Raw genomic sequence first — 19,239 nt, 5'->3', positions numbered from 1 at the left:
TTTAAATTGTATAAACTATAGCTTAACACCAGTCAAAAGTTATTATTTACAACCACTAAAAATTGGTTAAGCCTATGTAGAAGTAGAATTAATCGCGTCAAACTTAGCCAAAATCATCAGTTATATCTGATAATTTTGACTAAGTATCAATATATCTAACTAGTATAAAAGATGGGCTACTGAGGTGATAATAACTAAGCTAATTAAAGTACGGAGAATGAAGATCATAAACAGCTCTAACACATTGAGCTTGATATTTGATTTCAAAATTAACGCCCCGACCTCAGACATATAAATAATCTGGGTAATAGAGGCCGCTCCAACGATAAATCGTGTCATCTCACTTTCAATGCTTTTACCAACCAACGCTGGTAGATACATATCAGCAAAGCCCATAATCATGGCAGGCGCAGCTTCTGCCGCTTCTGGAATCTTTAACAATTCAAGCACTGGCACGAGGGGCGCGGATATCCAATTAAATACCGGCGTGTACTCTGCTAGCCCCAGACCAATGGTGCCGATAGCGAAAATAACAGGGATTAAGCCGAAATAAATATCAAATAGATTCTTTACGCTATGCTTAAATACGCTCGCCAGACTGGGCATAGAGTGCGCACGCGTCACGGCACGATTGAGCGCCCACTGCGGCATACTATACTGCGCAGGAATCTCTTCATCTAGCATACATTTGCCAGAATGGTAAGTGTTGGCCTTTAATGACAATGGCGGGATACGTGGCATGATAATGGCCGCGACAAAACCGGTCAACGCGATGGTGAGATAAAAGAAGACAAAGTTATTGTCAACGCCAATAGTCTTGGCAACGACATACGTAAAGGCAATTGAGGTCACCGAAAAAGTCGTGGCAATAATCGCCGCTTCACGCTGGCTATAGTAGCTTTTGTCATACTCTTGCATGGTCACGAGCAAACCAATAGACGCCGCGCCAAACCAAGAAGACATCGCATCGACCGCTGAGCGTCCGGGCAGTTTAAACAGCTTGATAAATACCTTGCTCGATAGCGTCCCTAAAAATTCCATCAAGCCAAAATCGGTCAAAAACGGTAACGATAAGATGGCGAAAAAGAAGAGAGGAATCAAAATCGGAATCAAATCTTCAAAAATAACGCCGCCAGTATTACGATTAATAATAAACTCGGGGCCTACTTGTAAAAAGATCATCCAGATAAATACTGCGCCTAAAAAACGGGCGGCGAGCCATAACCATTCAACATCGAAGAGCTTCTTTAGCATCGAGTCTTGCTGCAAAGTAGGTCGTAGCAGCTTAATAGCAAGTGCACCGATAAAGGAGGTAGTAACAATCGCTAGGGCCACGTAAACCACATAGTCGCCTATCCAGCCTTGCAGCGCATCGGTCAATACCCCTAATAAAATAGTAACCTTGCCATCCCACTGGAATGGAATGATAAATAAGGCGATACCAAGGGCGGAAAATAACAGGAATTTCCACAATGCTGCTCGCCATTGTGTGCCCTCTGGTGTTTTTGGATCGACAGCATTGTTACCTAAAACTGGCTGCTGTGACTTACTAATATGACTCGTCATTTTATTCCTCCATGATAGGCGACGACCGCCAATGTTTCTTTCGCTTTTTGACCGATCCTTGGGTTGAGCGAATGAGTCGATTCAGTTTCTTATGGGTAAATTTCTGATGGTTCGGTTTTTCAATCTCTCAAATAAATAAATAGCGATACCGTATCATCGATACCGTATTTAACAATGAGTTTTTTATCTGCCTCTTTATGTCCTTCATTCAGCACACTTTAATATAGCCAGCCTCACTATTGTTAGTGTTCTTACTATTAATGTCACTGCCTTTAACCTTTAACTAAAACAACTAAAACTCTTACCCATTTCGGTTAGAAATGCATCAGATTCATCAACTTCATAAATAATAGGTTGCTTGCCTTTAATATCTTCTTTCAATGCATCTAGCAGTTGCTGTTTGGCTGTAATTCTACGATAACCAACACCAAAGCCTGCGGCTAATGGCTCAAAATTCGGCGTCTTAATATTAACCCCGATCAGTGGCAACCCGCCCTCCTCCATATAACGACGAATCTCGCCATAGCCTTGGTTATTCCACAGCAGGACAATTAACGGCAGCTCAAGCTCAGCGGCGCAGATGAGCTCGGCAATCGTAAACTGAATACCACCGTCGCCAATCAAGCTAACCACCGGACTGTTTGAGCCAATCATAGCCCCAATTGCAGCAGGCAAACCATAGCCTAACGTGCCAAATCCAGTCGATGAGTTAAACCATCGACGCGTTGCCAACGCTTCAAAGCCAAGGTTGCCGCTATAGACAGGCTGGGTCGAATCACCAACAAAGATAACGTCTTCTACCTCATCCCGAATCAGCTGCAGCAGCGCATTTTGACCCGCAAAATCTGGTGTCATGTTTTCTATAAGTGACTGTTTTGCATCAGCTACTCGCGCTACTGCTTGATGGTTTAACGCCTGATCCTCTAAACGGCTACACAGCCCACTGATAGCCACTTGCGCATCGGATAATACGGCGATATCGGCTCTAAAAGGACGCTGCAATTGCTGAGCATCGCAGTCAATGCGAATCAGCGTGCCATTGATTTTAAACTCACCATTAAAGAACACGTCATAATCAGTCTCACCCAGCTCAGTGCCAATGGCTAATACTAAATCAGCCTCGCTAATAACAGCACGGCCGGTATCTAATGACTGATTGCTACCCAAACTCAACGGATGATTAGGTGGTAGCAACCCTTTAGCATTGATGGTCAAAAAAGTCGGTGCATCGATAAGCTCTGCCAGTTTTTGTGCATCATGGTCGACATCAACACAGCCACCACCATAAAGAATCACGGGATTCTTTGCGGCTTTCAAAGTTTCAACAATCAAATCTAATTGCGCAGGATTGGGCAGCGGTCGCATCACTTGCGGAAAGGTCAAGCCATTCGTATTATCTTGACCTTTTGCAATATGACTCAAGCTAGGAGGCTTGGCGACATGACTGGCATCGGCGGTAATCACATCAATAGGTAGCTGGATATGCACGGGGCCCGGACGCGCGCCATTAAACAAAGCAAAAGCTTCAGCGATGACTTTCGGTAATGCTTCAGGCTGCCAGATGGTTTTGCTGGTGAGCGCTACCTTACTAACCATGCCTTGTTGGTCATGCAATTCATGCAAGTGCCCTTCACCGCTACCCGTATCTTTTACCTTATTGACACTAGAGATTACCAGCATTGGGATAGAGTCAGCCAAGGCTTGCGCCATAGCAGTCATGATGTTGGTCATACCGGGGCCAGTAATGATAAAGCAGACGCCAACTTTGCCAGACGCACGGTAATAGCCATCAGCCATAAACCCAGCACCTTGCTCGTGACGCGGTGTCACGTGGCGAATACTGGTACTCGGTAGACCTCGATATAGCTCGACCGTATGGACACCCGGAATACCAAATACGGTCTCTACCCCATAATACTCTAGCCATTGCACGAGCAGCTCACCGCAGGTTAGAGACGGCGTGGCTGGTGCTGAAGCAGGCGTTTGCATCGTTTGCGTCATGAGTTAATCATCCTAAAATATTTAATTATTATTTAAAGAAATCGTTAAATCTAATATAAAAACCAATACCACCCTATTAACAAAGGATGAATTTGGCGAAAAGATAACGAATGATGATTAATAGATCGCTTTGACTTTATCGTCGTAGCGGACGCCCGGCAAGATACACAGCATCTCAAACAATAAGTTCGCGGCTAATACAGAGGTGTTACCAAATGGGTCGTACGGTGGTGACACTTCTACTAAATCACCTCCGACGACATCAAGGCCACGCATACCGCGAATAATCTCGATACCTTGCGTCGAGGTTAAGCCACCGATTTCAGCCGTGCCCGTACCCGGTGCAAATGCAGGATCAATACCATCGATATCGAAACTTAGATAAACAGGACCATCGCCTAACTTTTCACGCACTTCTGCCATCAATGGCGTCAGTGACTTATACCAACATTCCTCAGCAGGTACCACGCGAAAGCCTTGCTGGGTTGACCAATCAAACTCTTCAGCACTATATCCAGTGCCACGCAGACCGATCTGCACCACACGATTGCCATCGATGAGGTTCTCTTCGACAGCACGGCGAAATGGCGTACCATGAGCGATTTTTTCACCGAACATCTCATCATTGATATCTGCATGCGCATCAATATGTACCATACCGACAGGGCCATGTTTTTTGGCGAGTGCACGCAGAATAGGCAAAGCAATGGTATGATCGCCGCCCAATGTCAATGGGATAGCACCATGATTCACGACTTTTTCTGTATAGAACTTTTCGATGATATCGATACTTTTTAAGAGATTGAAGGTATTGATAGGTACGTCGCCGATATCAGCGACTTGTAAAGACTCAAAGGGTGCCGCGCGAGTGGCAACGTTATAAGGGCGAATCATGCGTGATTCATCGCGAATCTGGCGAGGGCCCAATCTGGCACCGCTACGGTTTGACGCCCCAATATCCATAGGTACACCAACGAAAGCCACGTCTAATCCTGCTGCATCAGCCTGAGTTGGCAGGCGCATCATAGAAGCAAAACCGCCAAATCTTGGCATGTCGTTGCCGCTCAATGGTTGATTGAATTTCATAATTCACATCCTTGTTTTATGTCGTCGAAATAGACAATTTGTTATATATCAATTTTTATATGACTCTGACAATACCTAAATATCGGTAGGCAGACCATGGTAAAATTCAGAAGTAAACTTCTATTTTTTCGTAGTAAGTTAGATTTAATCGTTATTATTAGAAGTTTTATAAAAGTTTTGGTCAAGACAATAGATACGGGAACATAACTTTCGATGTTAGATGAATTGATAAAAATAGACATCAAAACCTTGCGTAGCTTTATGGCAATCGTGGAGTGTCAAGGCGTGACCGCCGCTCAGTCGCGCTTAAATGTGACGCCCTCTGTTATTAGTGGACATTTAACCCATTTAGAAGATCGCTTGGGTATGACGCTTTGTCATCGTGGCCGCGCGGGTTTTAAGCTGACAGAAGATGGCGCTGCGGTTTACGAGGCTTGCTTGAGTTTTACTGAAGCGGTGGCCAGCTTTCAGCATCAACTGCACTATATTCGCCAATTAGATTCGGTGCGTGGCGGTCATATCCGACTGTGTCTCATTGACCAGATGCCGACGTTTTTTTATGACGCCTTGCGCCAATGCTTGGCTGCTAGCTATCGTGACAATCCACTCATTCATTTTTCTATCGATGTGCAAAGCCCTGAAAGCATGCTGGAGAAGCTGCTGAGTAACGAGAGTGATATTGGCGTGGGTTATTTTGGTAGTTTTCCACCATTACTCACTTTTCAGCCAGCATTTATTGAAAGACAGGTCGTCTGCTGCGGACGCGAGCATAAACTGTTTTATGACTCAGAAAACTTAAGCTTTGAGGACTTGGAACAAAACCATCCATGGATAAAACGAGGGTATATTACTGATATGAGCATCAATCATGTCCGCCCCAAGACGTTAAGCGCTACCACTTATCATATGGAGGCAACCGCGCAGCTGATTTTGGCAGGTCATCATGTTGGCTATTTGCCACGCGATCTAGCAATGCGCTATGAAGAGATGGGGCTGATGAAAATACTACTGCCTGATGAGGCAAGCTATGAAGTGAAGCATCACTGGGCATACCGAGAAAACCTACACAAACATGTGGCAGATTTTTTGAATAAAATGATAAATTTGTTGTCAGAGAATTATTCTAAAGCGTAATTTATCAGCAGATTTTGCTACTCGGATTCTCAGTGTTTCTTAATCACAGTGTCCTAATAGCTGGTGCATTGTCTTGTATTGAAAGTAATGCCTTTAAAGACAAGGCTTTATCTTACTGTTTTGATCATCAGCTGTTAACAATTTGCGACAAAATTTTAGGCGGTCGCTGCTTGGTCTTGGTACTTTAGACCAATGGTTCTTAGCTTCCCTTTGTCATCGACTTCCTTAATAACCAATGACCATTCATCGCTTATCACAACAGTATCGCCTGACACTGGCGCAGTACCTAAGTGTGATTTCACGTACTCGGCCACCGTCTGCTCCCACATGTTTTTTGCGCTGTCTTCATCGGACGTTTTAAGTGTTTTTACCAATGTCTCAGACGCCATAATTCCTGTAAAAAACGGCAAGTCTCCAAGCTTGACACTCGGTGATAGCAACCAATCGCCATAGAAGTCATCGATAGCTTTGCGATCCAATGTCGTGTCATTAAAAATCTTAGCGATTTTGCTCGCGTGATTACCTCTCATGGCATACCAGACACTATCGCCGAATTTTAGCTTTGTGTTGTCATTGACTACTACGATTTGCTGATTACGGACTAGCGCAAAGACACTGATTTCATCTGGATTGATGCCTTTAGAGATACCCATAGGATGACGCCCAATGGCAAATGCACCTGACTTTGCCTCAAACTCATATAGCGTGATACTGGCCTTATCGGATACCCAGACCTCGTGCTCCTCTTTTGGGTCTTTATTGGTTGGAATACGTACTTTAAATAGATTGGCCATCGTCGGGATAGTTGTGCCTTGCAAAATCAATGATAAGACCACGACACCAAAGGCAATATCAAACAGCATAAAGGCATTATCTATACCAGCCATAACAGGTAAAATTGCCAAAGTAATAGGCACTGCACCGCGTAAACCAACCCAAGAGATAAACCCGATCTCTCTGTCTTTAAATTTGAAAGGTTTGACACTGGTATAGACGGCAATAGGACGCGCGACAAAGATCATAAAGAGCGCGATTGCAACCGAATAATGCCAGACATTGAGGACGTTTGACGGAGTGACCAGCAGTCCTAATACCACAAACAGCACCGCCTGAGACAGCCAAGCAAAGCTGTCCATCACTCGCATGACATGCTCAGTCGAGCGCACTTTATGGTTACCGATTAACACACCAGTGAGGTATACCGCCAAAAATCCACTGCCGCCAATGAGATTGGTCGCGGCGAACACAGCCAAGCCAGCGGAGAGGATTAAAATGGCGTACATGCCTTCTGCCAAATGTACCTTGGGCAATAATCGGGATAAGAAATAACCGAATAACAAGCCCATCCCTAGCCCAAAGCTCAGCTGCTGTAGCAATAAAACTAAAAAGCCAGACACTGTCTGACCAGCAGGATCAACATTTAGGGCAATCAAACCAGTGACTAATAAAATAGCCAAAGGATCGTTGGCACCAGACTCAAGTTCAAGCGTGGCTTGTACACGGTCGTTAAGCTTGACACCGCCATTACGTAATAGAGAAAATACTGCTGCCGCATCGGTTGAGCCGACAATCGCTGCCATCAGCAAACCAAAGCGCCAATCGACATCGAGCAGCCAAGTGACAAATACACCTAGCACCATGACCGTGACCAACACGCCCCACGTGGCCAGCGTAATCGCAGGCTTTAGACCCACTCGGAACGATTTAAAGGAAGTGCGTAAACCACCATCTAGCAAGATACAGGCTAAGGCTGCCTGCCCAACGAAATTGGCTAGCGCATATTGAGAGAACTCAATACCCAAGATACCCTGCTCGCCTGCCAACATACCCACTATCAAAAACAGCAACAATAATGGTACGCCTAAGCGCGCCGATAATGTACTCGCCATGATACTGGCGAAAATTAATATCGCGCCTACCAAGTAGAGGATATTTAAGGTATCCATTTTTTAAGCCCTATTTTGTCGTTGTCGTGATTGTATTTGTGGTTATATTTATGATGAGTGGGATATTACTTGATTCAAAAAAAACTTACGTTGTCGCACTGTCAGTAGATATCACACCAGATAAGCGCCTATCAGCGATGGTCAATCGACCACTGCCAAGCGTAACATCTACTATCAAATTTTATAAAAGATATTTTAGCCAAATCATATCCGTTTATAGATGAAAGCTGTCTGTACTACCTCATGTAAACGTCAACTTTTATTCAACGATAATTGTCATCTGTATCAGCTAATCTAAGCCTGAATGCTTAAGCTTGAATGTATTGCCATGTCAGTACTAAGATAGCCGCGGCTATCATCCAAGCGACGACGCCCAATAGTAAAGCCTTATATAAGCTCATATAGCCAATACTGAAAAACACCACAAAAGTATAAATAAGATGCGGGATGACACCAAGCATACTAAATATCAATGCCACTCTTAGATCCGCGGCACTACGCTCAGTACCAACGATGAAATGACTGATCAGGGTAAATGTAGGGAATAGCGGTGCCAATGCCGCCAGATAGAAGAATTTGGTCTGCGCAAATAATTGAATGAGCAAAACCATCAAAGCGCCAATAAGCATTTTTAGCCAAATCACGACGGGGTCATCTCCTATGGAATGATAAGGGCTGGAAATAACCCAATCTACCATGATACTAAAGTCTGCAAACCGACATAAGAGCAATAACTGATTAATTAATCTATAGGATAAAAAAGTGCAAGAAGCCCCATTTAGCAACATTGCTAGATGGGGCTTCTTGCACTTTTTTATGAAGCGAGTTTTTTATTAATTACTCAATCATTTTTTGGCTTCAGCGCGGCACTGATGTCGGCCAGTAGTGGCGGGATATCATGCTTACCAGCGATGACTTCCAACATAACCAGCTTGTCTTTGGCGGCAGCTGCTTGCTTGAGAGCTGCTTTTAACTCACCCGCTGTCTCTGCTTTTAGTAGCAGACTATTATCATCAGTAGCACCAAACGCTTTTGGCATCAGCTGCCAGTCACATTTAGGGATGTCGTTATAATACTGATTTTCACCATGAATCGCCCGCTCAACGGTATAGCCGTCATTATTAATCAGTACAATCACAGGATTGACCCGCTCTTGAATCATGACCGCAATCTCTTGAATGGTTAATAATGCCGAGCCATCACCAATCAGCAAAATACTACGCTTATGCGGCGATGCAATGGCCGCGCCTAAACTCGCCGGCAAAGTATAACCGATAGAACCCCACATAGGCTGTCCATAAGACGTCACGCCTTCTGGCAGACGCACATCACTGATACCAAAATAGGCAGTACCTTGTTCAGAAAACACCAAGTTTTTATCATCAAGCGCATCAGCGATGATATGCCATAAGTCATCTTGACGGATAGCCTCATCATCCTTGCCATGTTGCTCATGCGGCTTTACCTCTTCACAGAACTGCTTTGGCACAATGTTAATATCTGAAGTCATCACCTCATGCAATGTTTTTAGAGCATCTTTTAGGGCAATGGGTGCAAAGTTTCTGCCTGCGATACTTGCACGCTCATAATGCAGGTCAACCACCACATTTTCATCAATATTTTGGCTAAAACCCGCTGTCGTCGTATCCGTATACTGCACGCCAATCTTAATCAAACATTCACAGTTTTCGACCATATCCTTAACGACGGGACGCGATGCCACGCCTGCATAAGTCCCTGCCCAACGATCACTGTTTTCGTCAAGCAAAGTTTTGCCCCACGATAGCGTCGTATAAGGAATATTGGTATCGGCAAGCAACGCTTTTAACTGCTTTTGCAGCCCTAAACGATGCACCATCAAGTCTGCCATAAGCGTGGTGGTTTTGTTTGGCAGAAATTCTATTAGCGCTTGCTTAAAATCATCTAACGCCGCTTGACTGGTGATATCTTCTTCACTATCGACAAGTTTGGTCGTTGGCGGATAAATTGGCGTTTTTGCAACATCTGGTGATAACAGTAAATAACCGGGACGATGCTTTTTAAGAATCAGACGAATAACCCGATCAATCTCAGAAGCAGCATTTTCAGGTGTAATGTGCGCGCGCGCCACAGTCACCGGCTCGACCATTTTAATAAAATGGTTAAATACCCCGTCACCCAAAGTATGGTGAATCCGGCGTTTGGAATCTTGCAATGCTGTGCTTGGTGCGCCGACCACATGCAATACCGGTGCATACTCTGCAAACGAGCCTGCCGTTGCATTAATCGCTGACAGCTCACCGACGCCAAAAGTCGTTACCATAGCGGCAAAACCACGCTCACGTGCATAGCCGTCAGCTGCGTAGCCTGCATTCAACTCATTGGTGTTACCCACCCAGCGCAATTTATCAGAAGCGATAACATTGTCTAAAAATGTTAAATTAAAATCACCGGGCACACCAAATATTTCAGTGGCACCCGCTTCAGCGATTCGATCAAACAAATAATCAGCGATGGTATATTGTTGACTCATTTCTTATCCTTTGACTTATCATTCTAAGTATTGTTGGTTTTTAATTTGATTATGACTAACTATAAAGTACATCCCAGCTTATTTATTTAATGCAAAGCTTTTGGAATGCATATTATAAGAAACTGTTATAACATACATTTATGGCCAGATAACATACCTGTCTTACTAACTTTTACTTTTTTCGTCATAGGTATTGACACTCTTAAAAAACTGCGTATAATACGCCTTCATCAACTAACGACAGTTAATTGATAATCAGCGGGAATAGCTCAGTGGTAGAGCATAACCTTGCCAAGGTTGGGGTCGAGAGTTCGAATCTCTTTTCCCGCTCCAAATTAGCTTGAATAAAGCGCAAAAGCCTCACATCTCTTAATGGGAGATGTGAGGCTTTTTTTTGTCTATTTTTAGGGGATTACGCAGAGCACCTATGATATTCAAATATGGGCGGACTACTGGGCATACAATAATAAAGGCGGCTTTATTAAGCACGTAAAGACGCTTTGCGGGAATTATGAGCTTAGCGCATAAATACAATTTGAGATGATTTCTCAACGCTATGCTCACTTAGATGATGTTGTATGTAAATACTATGGTTATAACTATCCGATTGAAGTACACATATACGTCAGCATGATTTTTAGCAGACAGATAAGTACCAAGAATTAAAAAAGCCAGACAACTAAGCTGTCTGGCTTTTCTTGTGTGCATCATCTATTAAAAACAGTTTAAGGCTTCTATGCCACTACAGTCTCTAACGCTTACGTCCTATAAAGCACTTTAACCACATGCCAGCCAAATTTGGTTTTCACTAAATGTGGGGTAAAGAGTTCGCCGCTGAAGCAGACTTTATCAAATGCTGGTACCATGTCGCCTTTTTCAAACTCACCTAAGCTGCCACCTTTTTTGCCTGATGGGCAGGTGGAGTGTTTCTTAGCCAGTACATCAAACTGCGCGCCTTTTTTGAGTTTGGCAATAATGTCGTCAGCCAATGCTTTATCTTTGACTAAAATGTGTAATGCGCTAGCGGTGCGAGCCATAACGTAAACCTTCATAAAATATTGATTATCAGGGCATTATATCACTACTTACTTTGGTTTCTCACCTAACTTGACTGCGCTATTTTATCAAAAGCCATTATCTACACAGGCGATTTTATAAAGCGCTGAGTTCTTTTATCCAATTTTTCAGGTTTGGAGGGAATTTCAATGTTAGCTCATGTAAATAAATTTTTAATAAATGGACAACCATTAAATGAACAGAAAACAGGTTATCATTACTCTTAAAATGCCCTGTATAACAATGCATAAATACCCATTAACAATTAACCATTAGGAAGAATCTTATGGCAAAATTAGAATCCAACATCGAATTAGAAGCCGCAGCATTCCGTCGTTTATTGGCTCACTTGGACGAGCGTAAAGATGTACAAAATATTGATTTAATGAACCTTGCTGACTTTTGTCGCAACTGTTTATCCAAATGGTATAAAGCAGCTGGTGAAGAGCGTGGGATTGACATCGACTACGAAGACGCGCGTGAGCTTGTTTATGGCATGCCCTATTCTGAGTGGAAAGAGAAGCATCAACAACCAGCAACACCAGAGCAATTGGCACGCTTTAACGACATTGAAGCCGCCAAGAACGAGTCCAATTAAGAGTAATTGTAGTTGCTCTCAATCAATGAATCAATATTGATTGAGAACAACTATAAAAACGCTAAGCAATACTTGGAATACAATCAAGCGAGGCCGCTAGTTTAGCGGCTTTTAGTTTATCTGCTCTCTAAAGACTTGAGCATACTATTAAATACTTTTGTACCTTGTTTTTGCATTTTACGATCCAACGCCCATCCAATTAATGGCACAACTATTCGACCTTCAGACAGCCAAGTCACGTGTGTGGTTCCGTCTCCTAAATCTTTTAGATCAATCATGCCTTTGTTATGTTGCATTCTTATAGGTTTAGATTTTTCGATTTTGTATTGCATATGGGTGGGACGCTCAAACGCCGTAATGCGCTCCCATACTTTAAAGGTGCCCGTTTGTACTGATCGTAAAGCGCCAACGCCATTGCGTTCCTCGTCACCTTCAGTCAACAATTTAGCAGTACCTACAGCTTTAAATAATCCATAGCTAGCGTGGTCACTTAGTGCTTCAAAAACCTCATTAATCGGTTTTTTGACAATGCGTTCTACTTTTATCTTGAACATAATATTATCTCATTAAGGTTAAGATTATTTAGCTTATTGCCATTTCATAAATGAATAAAGCAATCAAACTTTAAGTTATCTGGATTTTGATACAGTATCTTTTGTAAAACGCTCTAAACCAGTCAACCACTACTTACCAATCTATGACTTTGAAGACTGTTACCGCTTAGAGCCTCGACCTTTTGAAGGCCGATTGCCACGTGCAGTAGGTTTGCCATTGCCACGAGATTTATTGCTATCACCAAAAGGACGCTTATCTTTAGAACCTTTCGGCTTTCTAGCACCATCCTTTGAGTGTTTGGTACTTCCCTTTGCGGCGCCCGTTGGTTTTGAAGATGATTTTGGCTTTGATGAGCTATCAGTGCGAGCTTTTTTTCGAGGCGCATTCTGAGACTTCTTGCCCGATTTATTGTCCTCTGAAGAAGACGCTCCTATAGACTTCAGTAAAACAGACAGCTCTTTTTCGGTCAAATCTCGCCAGTCTCCAACGGGAATTCCCTTAAGACTGACATTCATAATCCGTGTACGTTCAAGCTTCACCACTTCATAGCCAAAATGCTCACACATACGGCGAATTTGGCGGTTCAAACCCTGAACTAGCGTGATGTTAAACACGGTGGGTGCGACCTTAGTAACCGGGCATTTCTTTGTCATCTGCCCCAAAATAGGCACACCACCGGCCAAACCCTCGATGAAACTATCGGTGATCGGTTTATTGACCGTGACCAAATATTCTTTTTCGTGATTATTGCCAGCACGTAATACCTTATTCACCAGATCGCCATTGTTGGTCAAAAAGATTAAACCTTGGGAGTCCTTATCCAAACGACCGATGGGGAAAATACGTAAACTATGTCTCACAAAATCGACGATGTTGTTTTTCTCAGAGCTCTCGGTGGTGCTGACAATACCTACTGGCTTATTCAACACAATAAAAACAAAATCATCAGGCTCTCGTGGCTCAATAAGCTGGCCGTTAACTTTTACCGCATCTCCAGCGACTACTTGCGCGCCTACTTGAGCACGCTTGCCATTGACGTACACATTACCTTGTTCAATAAAGCGGTCAGCGTCGCGTCTGGAGCAAATACCGCTTTCGCTGATGTATTTATTTAAACGAGTCGAGGAAGCGTTAAACATAAAGCACCGTTTTACTTAATAAAAGGCTTTTCCTGCTAAGAAAAAAACCTAAATTGAATGAATAATTAATAACTGGATGGCTCGTATTATATAGGAAACTCAGTGCTCATTTGTATCGTCGCTTTTAGAAAACCAATTGACTTCTTATATCAAATTGAAAGCACAGAGCAATCAAACCCACCCTTCTTCCAAAAGCTGCTCGGTGTTACTTATTTTGAATTCATGATATAAATTGAAGAATACCGCAGGGTCTTCAATGTTATCGAGCAACTCGCGTTTATTAAGCGCCACAAACATCGCCAGCGCATAAGCGGCACAATGGATAGTTTTTTTGGGATTAAAATCACGATCAGTAAAGGCCTGATATTGCATGACTTCCTCATGCAGATGCGGGTTTTGCTTTAGGGCATTGATATACAGCCAGTCATAAAATGTCGTCAACGGCTCTACGCTCCATTCCATGCCAAAATAATTATAGCCAATCAGCTCACCTGAAGTTATTAAGCGCTCGTCCTTTTTGGCTTGTCTTGGCGGCACACTTAGCAAGTCGATATAAGGGCCATCATCCTCAAAAACCATACTGCTTTGAAAGGCGTTTTCGACACTATATTGCTGCCCATCTTGCTCATTCGTGAGCTTTAAGCTCAATGGACTGAGCGGAAAACTCAATTTATTGCCCGATTTACTCGATAGCTCTAGGACATGACTAAAGCCATACTTTTTACGAATGACTTGATGCATATCATTAATGGATTTTTTCTTTTGGCGACTCGCAAACCCCACATGCCGCTCAAACCGAACCATGTCCGTTTTGACCAGATTATCACTGTTGGTTCTCGGCATGAATACGGGTTTATGTTCTACAGCATCTTGTCTTTGATCCACAGGGTTCTGTGTTTGTTGCATAGCAATGTGCCTTATATCAATAATCTTGTATAAATGTTCTTTTGTAACGGCTTTTTTATAACAGCTTTGGCATAAACAGTATTTTAAAATAACTGTCATGCGAATTTAGGACATACCCTACTCTTAGCGCTTGCTACCTACTCAGCAGCATCTAATAAGGTGTTAAGCTCGTCCACCATGGCATCGTCTATGATGTTGTCCTCAACATAGCTCACTGTCTCATCTATAGTGTTCAGATCCATTTCTCGAATACCTAAGCTGGCTAGCTGCTTATTGATCGAGTCTAAACTGTCATTCTCTTCGGTATCGTCCAATAGATTTTCTTCGAATCTGCCTCTAACGAACCAGTACATTTTTTCTAATACGGTTTCTTTTTTGGTCAAAGTAGAATAACCGTCACCATAAATGAACAAGTTAAAATGATAAGGTATCTCTACATCGTTAATGAAAAAGGTGCGCTTGCACTCTAGTGTATAAGCTTGAATCTCCTTGTCCTCAGCGGCTAGGTCCTCAGCGTCTAGGTCTTCAATACCTTCATCATTTTTATTGTCTTCATCATATTCAATCACTTCTTTTACCAACTCGCCTAGGATTTCATAGCGCCCTGCTTTGACCTTATGATTATAAATGATAGAGGACTCCGCGATTGCGTCAAAAATAATCGCACTGACGTCTAACGTATGATTGTCAATATCATAAAAACTCTTTAGCGCGGGTAAAAACTCGGTCAGCTTTTCTTCAGGTACTTGAATGAGAAACTGCTGCTCGTATATTTTAATCATGTCTTCAGGCGCATAAGTGTTGGCAGTATCAGTCTCGTTTCTACCAGTCGGCTGCAAAGGTAAAAAATTATACGGGTTATTATTGCTCATTCAGGACGGCCTTTTTATTTGGAGGTACTTTGTTAAATTTTTATTGCTGCTAATTGCTATTAGATAATGAGTGATACATAAAATACCGCTCACACTCTGGCAGCTCATACTCAATGCTATCAATAATCTCATTACGCTGTTTAGTGATAAGTCGATAACCACTAATTACCAATGACTAATCACGCAATTATACGGCAGGTTACCATTATACGTCTTATAGTGCTTGTCGATACATTTTTACCCGTACAGTTTCGCCTTAGGAGGCCAAATACTGCTTTTAACCATGAAGCGTGGTTATATCCACTAAGCATCTCGTTAATAACGCACGTTCATCTTAATGAACCCTTATCGTTAAGCACTTAGGATTAAGAAGGAAATAGCACCACATCATCCTCTTCTTGCCAAGGCTGGTACTTTTTCATTGCCTGCAGGAATGATGGATGCGCCAGCCAATCTTGCAACCAGCGCTGTAGATTTGGGTAAGGTAGATCATAAAAAACATCGCGATCCACATGCGCAAACTGACGGACAAAAGGCATGATGCCAATATCGGCAATCGTTATGCTATCGCCTAGCAAATAAGGGTTTTTAGTCAGCAGTTCTTCTAGCACCTGTAAAAAGACTTCGCCCCGTTGTCGATACTCTTCCTGAGTCATCTCAGGATGACGGTCGGCGTACTTATAACGATCTAGCCAATGTTTAAATTCGTTATCGTTTTTATCGATCAGAGCGTTGGCCTGTTGCAAAACCTCTGAATCCAGCAACCTTTGCGGATCTTGCTGCTCAAGCACCCACTCCATTATCTCTCTACTCTCTTCAATCACCCTACCATCAGCCAGTTGCAAAACAGGCACTGTAGCTTTGGGACTTATCGCTAGCATCTGCATCGGTTTATTTTTGAGCGTTATCTCCCGCAGCTCCACTTGTAACTCAGCGAATAAGATGCCAAGCCTAGCACGCATGGCATAAGGACAACGACGAAAAGAATACAGGCGATGCAGTGGAACAGTCATAATATCTCTCACAGGTAACTCAAAATCAGGAAAGAAGAATAAAAAAGACCTCGCCCCTAACTCAAAGCAAGGTCATTACTTTAGCATTTATTTATAAGAACAATAATCCCAGACCAATCACAACGCCACTGACAATCAACACGATGACACAAAAGCCCATGATATCTTTGGCTTTTAGTCCAGCGATTGCTAAGGCGGGCAATGCCCAAAATGGCTGGATCATATTTGTCCAAGCATCGCCCCATGCCACCGCCATGGCAACTTTTGCAGGGTCACTACCAAGCATTTCTGCCGCTTCCAACATAATCGGCGCTTGCACTGCCCACTGTCCACCCCCTGACGGGACAAAGAAGTTGACGAGTCCTGCACTTAAGAAGGCAAAAAGTGGCAACGTGTCTGCTGACGAAACGCTGACGAACGCTTCTGACATAACAGCTGCCAAGCCAGACGCCGTCATCATACCCATAATGCCTGCATAAAACGGAAATTGGACAATAATTGCGCCTGCGCCTTTGACCGCTTCTTGCACGGCAATCAAATACTTGCGCGGTGTTCCGTGAAATATGATGCCAAGGAACAAGAACATAAAGTTGACCAAGTCGAGCGTCAATGCAAAGCCGTTTTGCACAAAATAATAGATGATAAAGGCTATGCCCATGACACCGATAACCATCGATAGTATCCAGCTGTTTTCCAAACGCTCTGCTGGTGTCATGGCTGATTTTTCTGGTAGTTCCTCAATGATTGGATCAGCCAACACTTTTGGATCCACCGTCACCGTATCTTCTTTTTTTGGCATCATCAGACGGTTTAATAACGGCACAATAATAACCAAGGCTGCAACGATAATTAAATTATAACTCGCAAAGATAGTCGCACTCGTCGGAATGATACCAATTTTATCAACGAACGGATGGCCTTCTGTGGCAATCGATAGAGGAATCGATCCCGAGAATCCGGCATGCCAAATAATAAAACCAGAATAAGCACTGGCAATCAATAAGCGGTAATCGACATGTTCAACACGCTTCGCTAATTCTTTGGCGAATAACGCACCGATGACCAAGCCAAATCCCCAGTTGATCCAACTCGCTGCAAGCGAGACTAAGGTTACTAAAATAATCGCACTACCGGGCGACTTGGCAAAGCCGGCAAGTTTGCCCAATCCTTTTTTAAATATTGGGCTGCTTGCCAATACAAAGCCAGTGACGAGTACCAGTACCATCTGCATTGAGAACGCGAGTAATGCCCAGAAGCCCTCACCCCAATATGCCACCATCTGTACCGGTGAAGAATCGGTTAGACCTAAGCCCATACCAAAAATCACGACGGTTAAGATGATGACAAATAAAAATGGATCCGGTAAGTATTTTTCCATCAAACTATTCGAAAAACGCGTGATTCCCTTCATTGTAAAACTCCCTTTTTATTGAAAATCGTCCCTTACTTCTAACGCTAATGTTACCTCATTCTTCCTTTATATTCTTACTCATTCAGCAAGAATTAGCTCTTATTACGCTGTATTAGCTTCTAAAATCTTCTGTCTCATTAGTTAACAGAAAAAGTCTTTGCAGAGCGATATCGCTCTGCAAAGACTTCTAATGATCAACAACAGTTATCAAAATTTTTTATAAGCTCTCATAGTCTTTGATAATCTGTCAGATGCAATCAATAAATAGATAATATTTAAACTTTTATCTTTTTCACGATAAACAGCAGCAACATCTTTCACTCGCTTATGATAACAATGCGAACACTGACCCTCAATAATAATTTTCACTCTTAAAGGATATGGTACTCATAGGCTCCTTTAGGTGTATGACAATGGTGAGATCATAAGAAATAAAATTGGAGGATACAAACGTTTAATCTAATTATCAAAATAGAAATTAAATGAAATCTATTGATTTCAAACACCTATCTTAAACGTGTCATAAGCGAGTAACAGTTATCTTTATAAAGAATTCAATTGCTTTTACTTATCGTAGGATATAGATTTGAGGGAGCCGTGCGGACAAAATGATGGATTCATCGCCTTTCAAAAATAGCTAAGAAATTCGAGGATGACATAATGAAAAGCAATTCAACACTCAATGTAAATGACAACGTAAAAGACAATGTAACTGAACAAGAATGGCAGATGCGAGTCAACCTTGCCGCTTGTTATCGATTGATTGCCTTGTATGGCTGGGATGATTTGGTCTTTACTCATATTTCGGCACGTGTGCCAAATACTGAGGATGAATTTTTGATTAACCCTTATGGTTTACTATTTGAAGAGATTACCGCCTCTAGTCTGGTCAAAGTCAATCAAGCTGGTGAAAAAGTGTCGTCATCAGAATTCGATATCAATCCTGCAGGGTTTACCATTCATAGTGCCGTCCACGAAGCTCGTAGTGATGCCCATTGCGTTATCCACCTCCATACCAGCGACGGTGTGGCTGTATCTACCCAACAGCAAGGATTACTGCCTATCTCGCAACAATCCTTATTTCCATTATCTAACTTGGCTTATCATGACTATGAAGGTGTCGCTTTGAACCCTGAAGAAAAAGTGCGCTTAGTGTCTGATCTTGGAGAAGCCAATTTCATGATTTTACGCAATCATGGTTTGCTCACTTGTGCAAGCACTGTGGCCGATGCCTTTTTAAACATGTACATCTTGCAAAAAGCGTGCGAGGTCCAAATCAAAGCGCAGAGCGGCGGCAGTGAATTAACCTTGATATCACCGCAAATATTGGCTGGCATTCAAGCGGCATCGAAGCAAGTAACTAAAGAAGCCAATGGTGATATTGCGTGGCCGGCCTTATTAAGAAAGCTGCACCGAACTGATCCGTCTTTTGAGGAGTGAGCCA

Annotated in this window: 16 protein-coding genes and 1 tRNA gene; 4 read left to right on the top strand and 13 right to left on the bottom strand. The window is 42.8% G+C overall.

Annotated features, from left to right (window positions below; translation table 11 throughout):
- Positions 1-159: 159 nt before the first annotated feature.
- The 3 genes from AAEY80_RS02015 to speB form a co-directional block, all read right to left on the bottom strand.
- Positions 160-1,566, bottom strand: coding sequence for a YjiH family protein (locus AAEY80_RS02015; protein ID WP_201575721.1), 1,407 nt, complete (start codon positions 1,564-1,566; stop codon positions 160-162).
- A gap of 279 nt (positions 1,567-1,845) precedes the next feature.
- Positions 1,846-3,567 carry a 5-guanidino-2-oxopentanoate decarboxylase gene (locus AAEY80_RS02010; protein ID WP_350587827.1) on the bottom strand — a complete coding sequence of 574 codons (1,722 nt, stop codon included), beginning with the start codon at positions 3,565-3,567 and terminating at the stop codon, positions 1,846-1,848.
- 117 nt (positions 3,568-3,684) lie between these two features.
- Complete coding sequence (gene speB / locus AAEY80_RS02005) at positions 3,685-4,653, bottom strand: agmatinase (protein WP_201584031.1); 969 nt, start codon at positions 4,651-4,653, stop codon at positions 3,685-3,687.
- Between the two features lie 213 nt (positions 4,654-4,866).
- Here speB and AAEY80_RS02000 point away from each other — a divergent pair, with 213 nt between their 5' ends.
- Entirely contained in the window at positions 4,867-5,787 is a 921-nt protein-coding gene (locus AAEY80_RS02000) for a LysR family transcriptional regulator (protein ID WP_201566051.1), read from the top strand.
- A gap of 155 nt (positions 5,788-5,942) precedes the next feature.
- On the opposite strand, the gene AAEY80_RS01995 is transcribed toward AAEY80_RS02000, so the two are convergent.
- The 3 genes from AAEY80_RS01995 to AAEY80_RS01985 form a co-directional block, all read right to left on the bottom strand.
- Positions 5,943-7,733: a potassium/proton antiporter gene (locus tag AAEY80_RS01995; RefSeq protein ID WP_201566050.1), complete on the bottom strand. Its 1,791-nt coding sequence runs from the start codon at positions 7,731-7,733 to the stop codon at positions 5,943-5,945.
- A 308-nt stretch (positions 7,734-8,041) separates the two neighbouring features.
- Positions 8,042-8,431, bottom strand: coding sequence for a GlpM family protein (locus AAEY80_RS01990; protein ID WP_227687547.1), 390 nt, complete (start codon positions 8,429-8,431; stop codon positions 8,042-8,044).
- A 143-nt stretch (positions 8,432-8,574) separates the two neighbouring features.
- The gene (locus AAEY80_RS01985; RefSeq protein WP_025650871.1) at positions 8,575-10,245 is read right to left on the bottom strand and encodes an alpha-keto acid decarboxylase family protein; all 1,671 of its coding nucleotides are present in this window, start codon (positions 10,243-10,245) and stop codon (positions 8,575-8,577) included.
- Positions 10,246-10,503: 258 nt separating this feature from the next.
- Between AAEY80_RS01985 and AAEY80_RS01980 the strand changes: the two genes are divergently transcribed.
- Positions 10,504-10,578 (top strand) — tRNA-Gly (locus AAEY80_RS01980).
- Positions 10,579-11,003: 425 nt separating this feature from the next.
- On the opposite strand, the gene ppiC is transcribed toward AAEY80_RS01980, so the two are convergent.
- Positions 11,004-11,282: a peptidylprolyl isomerase PpiC gene (ppiC, locus tag AAEY80_RS01975; RefSeq protein WP_201566049.1), complete on the bottom strand. Its 279-nt coding sequence runs from the start codon at positions 11,280-11,282 to the stop codon at positions 11,004-11,006.
- A gap of 305 nt (positions 11,283-11,587) precedes the next feature.
- On the opposite strand from ppiC, the gene AAEY80_RS01970 reads away from it, so the two are divergent.
- A complete protein-coding gene (locus AAEY80_RS01970) occupies positions 11,588-11,899 on the top strand; it encodes a DUF1244 domain-containing protein (protein WP_025650869.1) in 312 nt (103 codons plus the stop codon).
- Positions 11,900-12,015: 116 nt separating this feature from the next.
- On the opposite strand, the gene AAEY80_RS01965 is transcribed toward AAEY80_RS01970, so the two are convergent.
- The 6 genes from AAEY80_RS01965 to AAEY80_RS01940 all read right to left on the bottom strand — a co-directional run bounded on the left by AAEY80_RS01965 (position 12,016) and on the right by AAEY80_RS01940 (position 17,795).
- A complete protein-coding gene (locus AAEY80_RS01965; RefSeq protein ID WP_101212045.1) occupies positions 12,016-12,453 on the bottom strand; it encodes an SRPBCC family protein in 438 nt (145 codons plus the stop codon).
- A 159-nt stretch (positions 12,454-12,612) separates the two neighbouring features.
- Positions 12,613-13,593 carry a 23S rRNA pseudouridine(2604) synthase RluF gene (rluF, locus tag AAEY80_RS01960; protein ID WP_201566048.1) on the bottom strand — a complete coding sequence of 327 codons (981 nt, stop codon included), beginning with the start codon at positions 13,591-13,593 and terminating at the stop codon, positions 12,613-12,615.
- 171 nt (positions 13,594-13,764) lie between these two features.
- Positions 13,765-14,478, bottom strand: coding sequence for a DarT1-associated NADAR antitoxin family protein (locus AAEY80_RS01955; protein ID WP_201575760.1), 714 nt, complete (start codon positions 14,476-14,478; stop codon positions 13,765-13,767).
- Positions 14,479-14,636: 158 nt separating this feature from the next.
- Positions 14,637-15,371, bottom strand: a complete 735-nt coding sequence (locus AAEY80_RS01950) for a hypothetical protein (RefSeq protein WP_350587826.1) — start codon at positions 15,369-15,371, stop codon at positions 14,637-14,639.
- A gap of 365 nt (positions 15,372-15,736) precedes the next feature.
- Positions 15,737-16,384, bottom strand: a complete 648-nt coding sequence (locus AAEY80_RS01945; RefSeq protein WP_201616571.1) for a glutathione S-transferase — start codon at positions 16,382-16,384, stop codon at positions 15,737-15,739.
- A gap of 91 nt (positions 16,385-16,475) precedes the next feature.
- The gene (locus AAEY80_RS01940; RefSeq protein ID WP_025650863.1) at positions 16,476-17,795 is read right to left on the bottom strand and encodes a short-chain fatty acid transporter; all 1,320 of its coding nucleotides are present in this window, start codon (positions 17,793-17,795) and stop codon (positions 16,476-16,478) included.
- Between the two features lie 660 nt (positions 17,796-18,455).
- Between AAEY80_RS01940 and AAEY80_RS01935 the strand changes: the two genes are divergently transcribed.
- Positions 18,456-19,235 (top strand): class II aldolase/adducin family protein, encoded by a 780-nt coding sequence (locus AAEY80_RS01935; protein WP_173239721.1) that lies wholly within the window; start codon positions 18,456-18,458, stop codon positions 19,233-19,235.
- The last annotated feature ends 4 nt before the right edge of the window (positions 19,236-19,239 follow it).

This window comes from Psychrobacter sp. 78a-MNA-CIBAN-0178 (assembly GCF_040309625.1).
Lineage (GTDB): Bacteria > Pseudomonadota > Gammaproteobacteria > Pseudomonadales > Moraxellaceae > Psychrobacter > Psychrobacter okhotskensis.
Note: the sequence above shows the minus strand (reverse complement) of the source record. Positions and strands in the feature narration are given on the sequence as shown.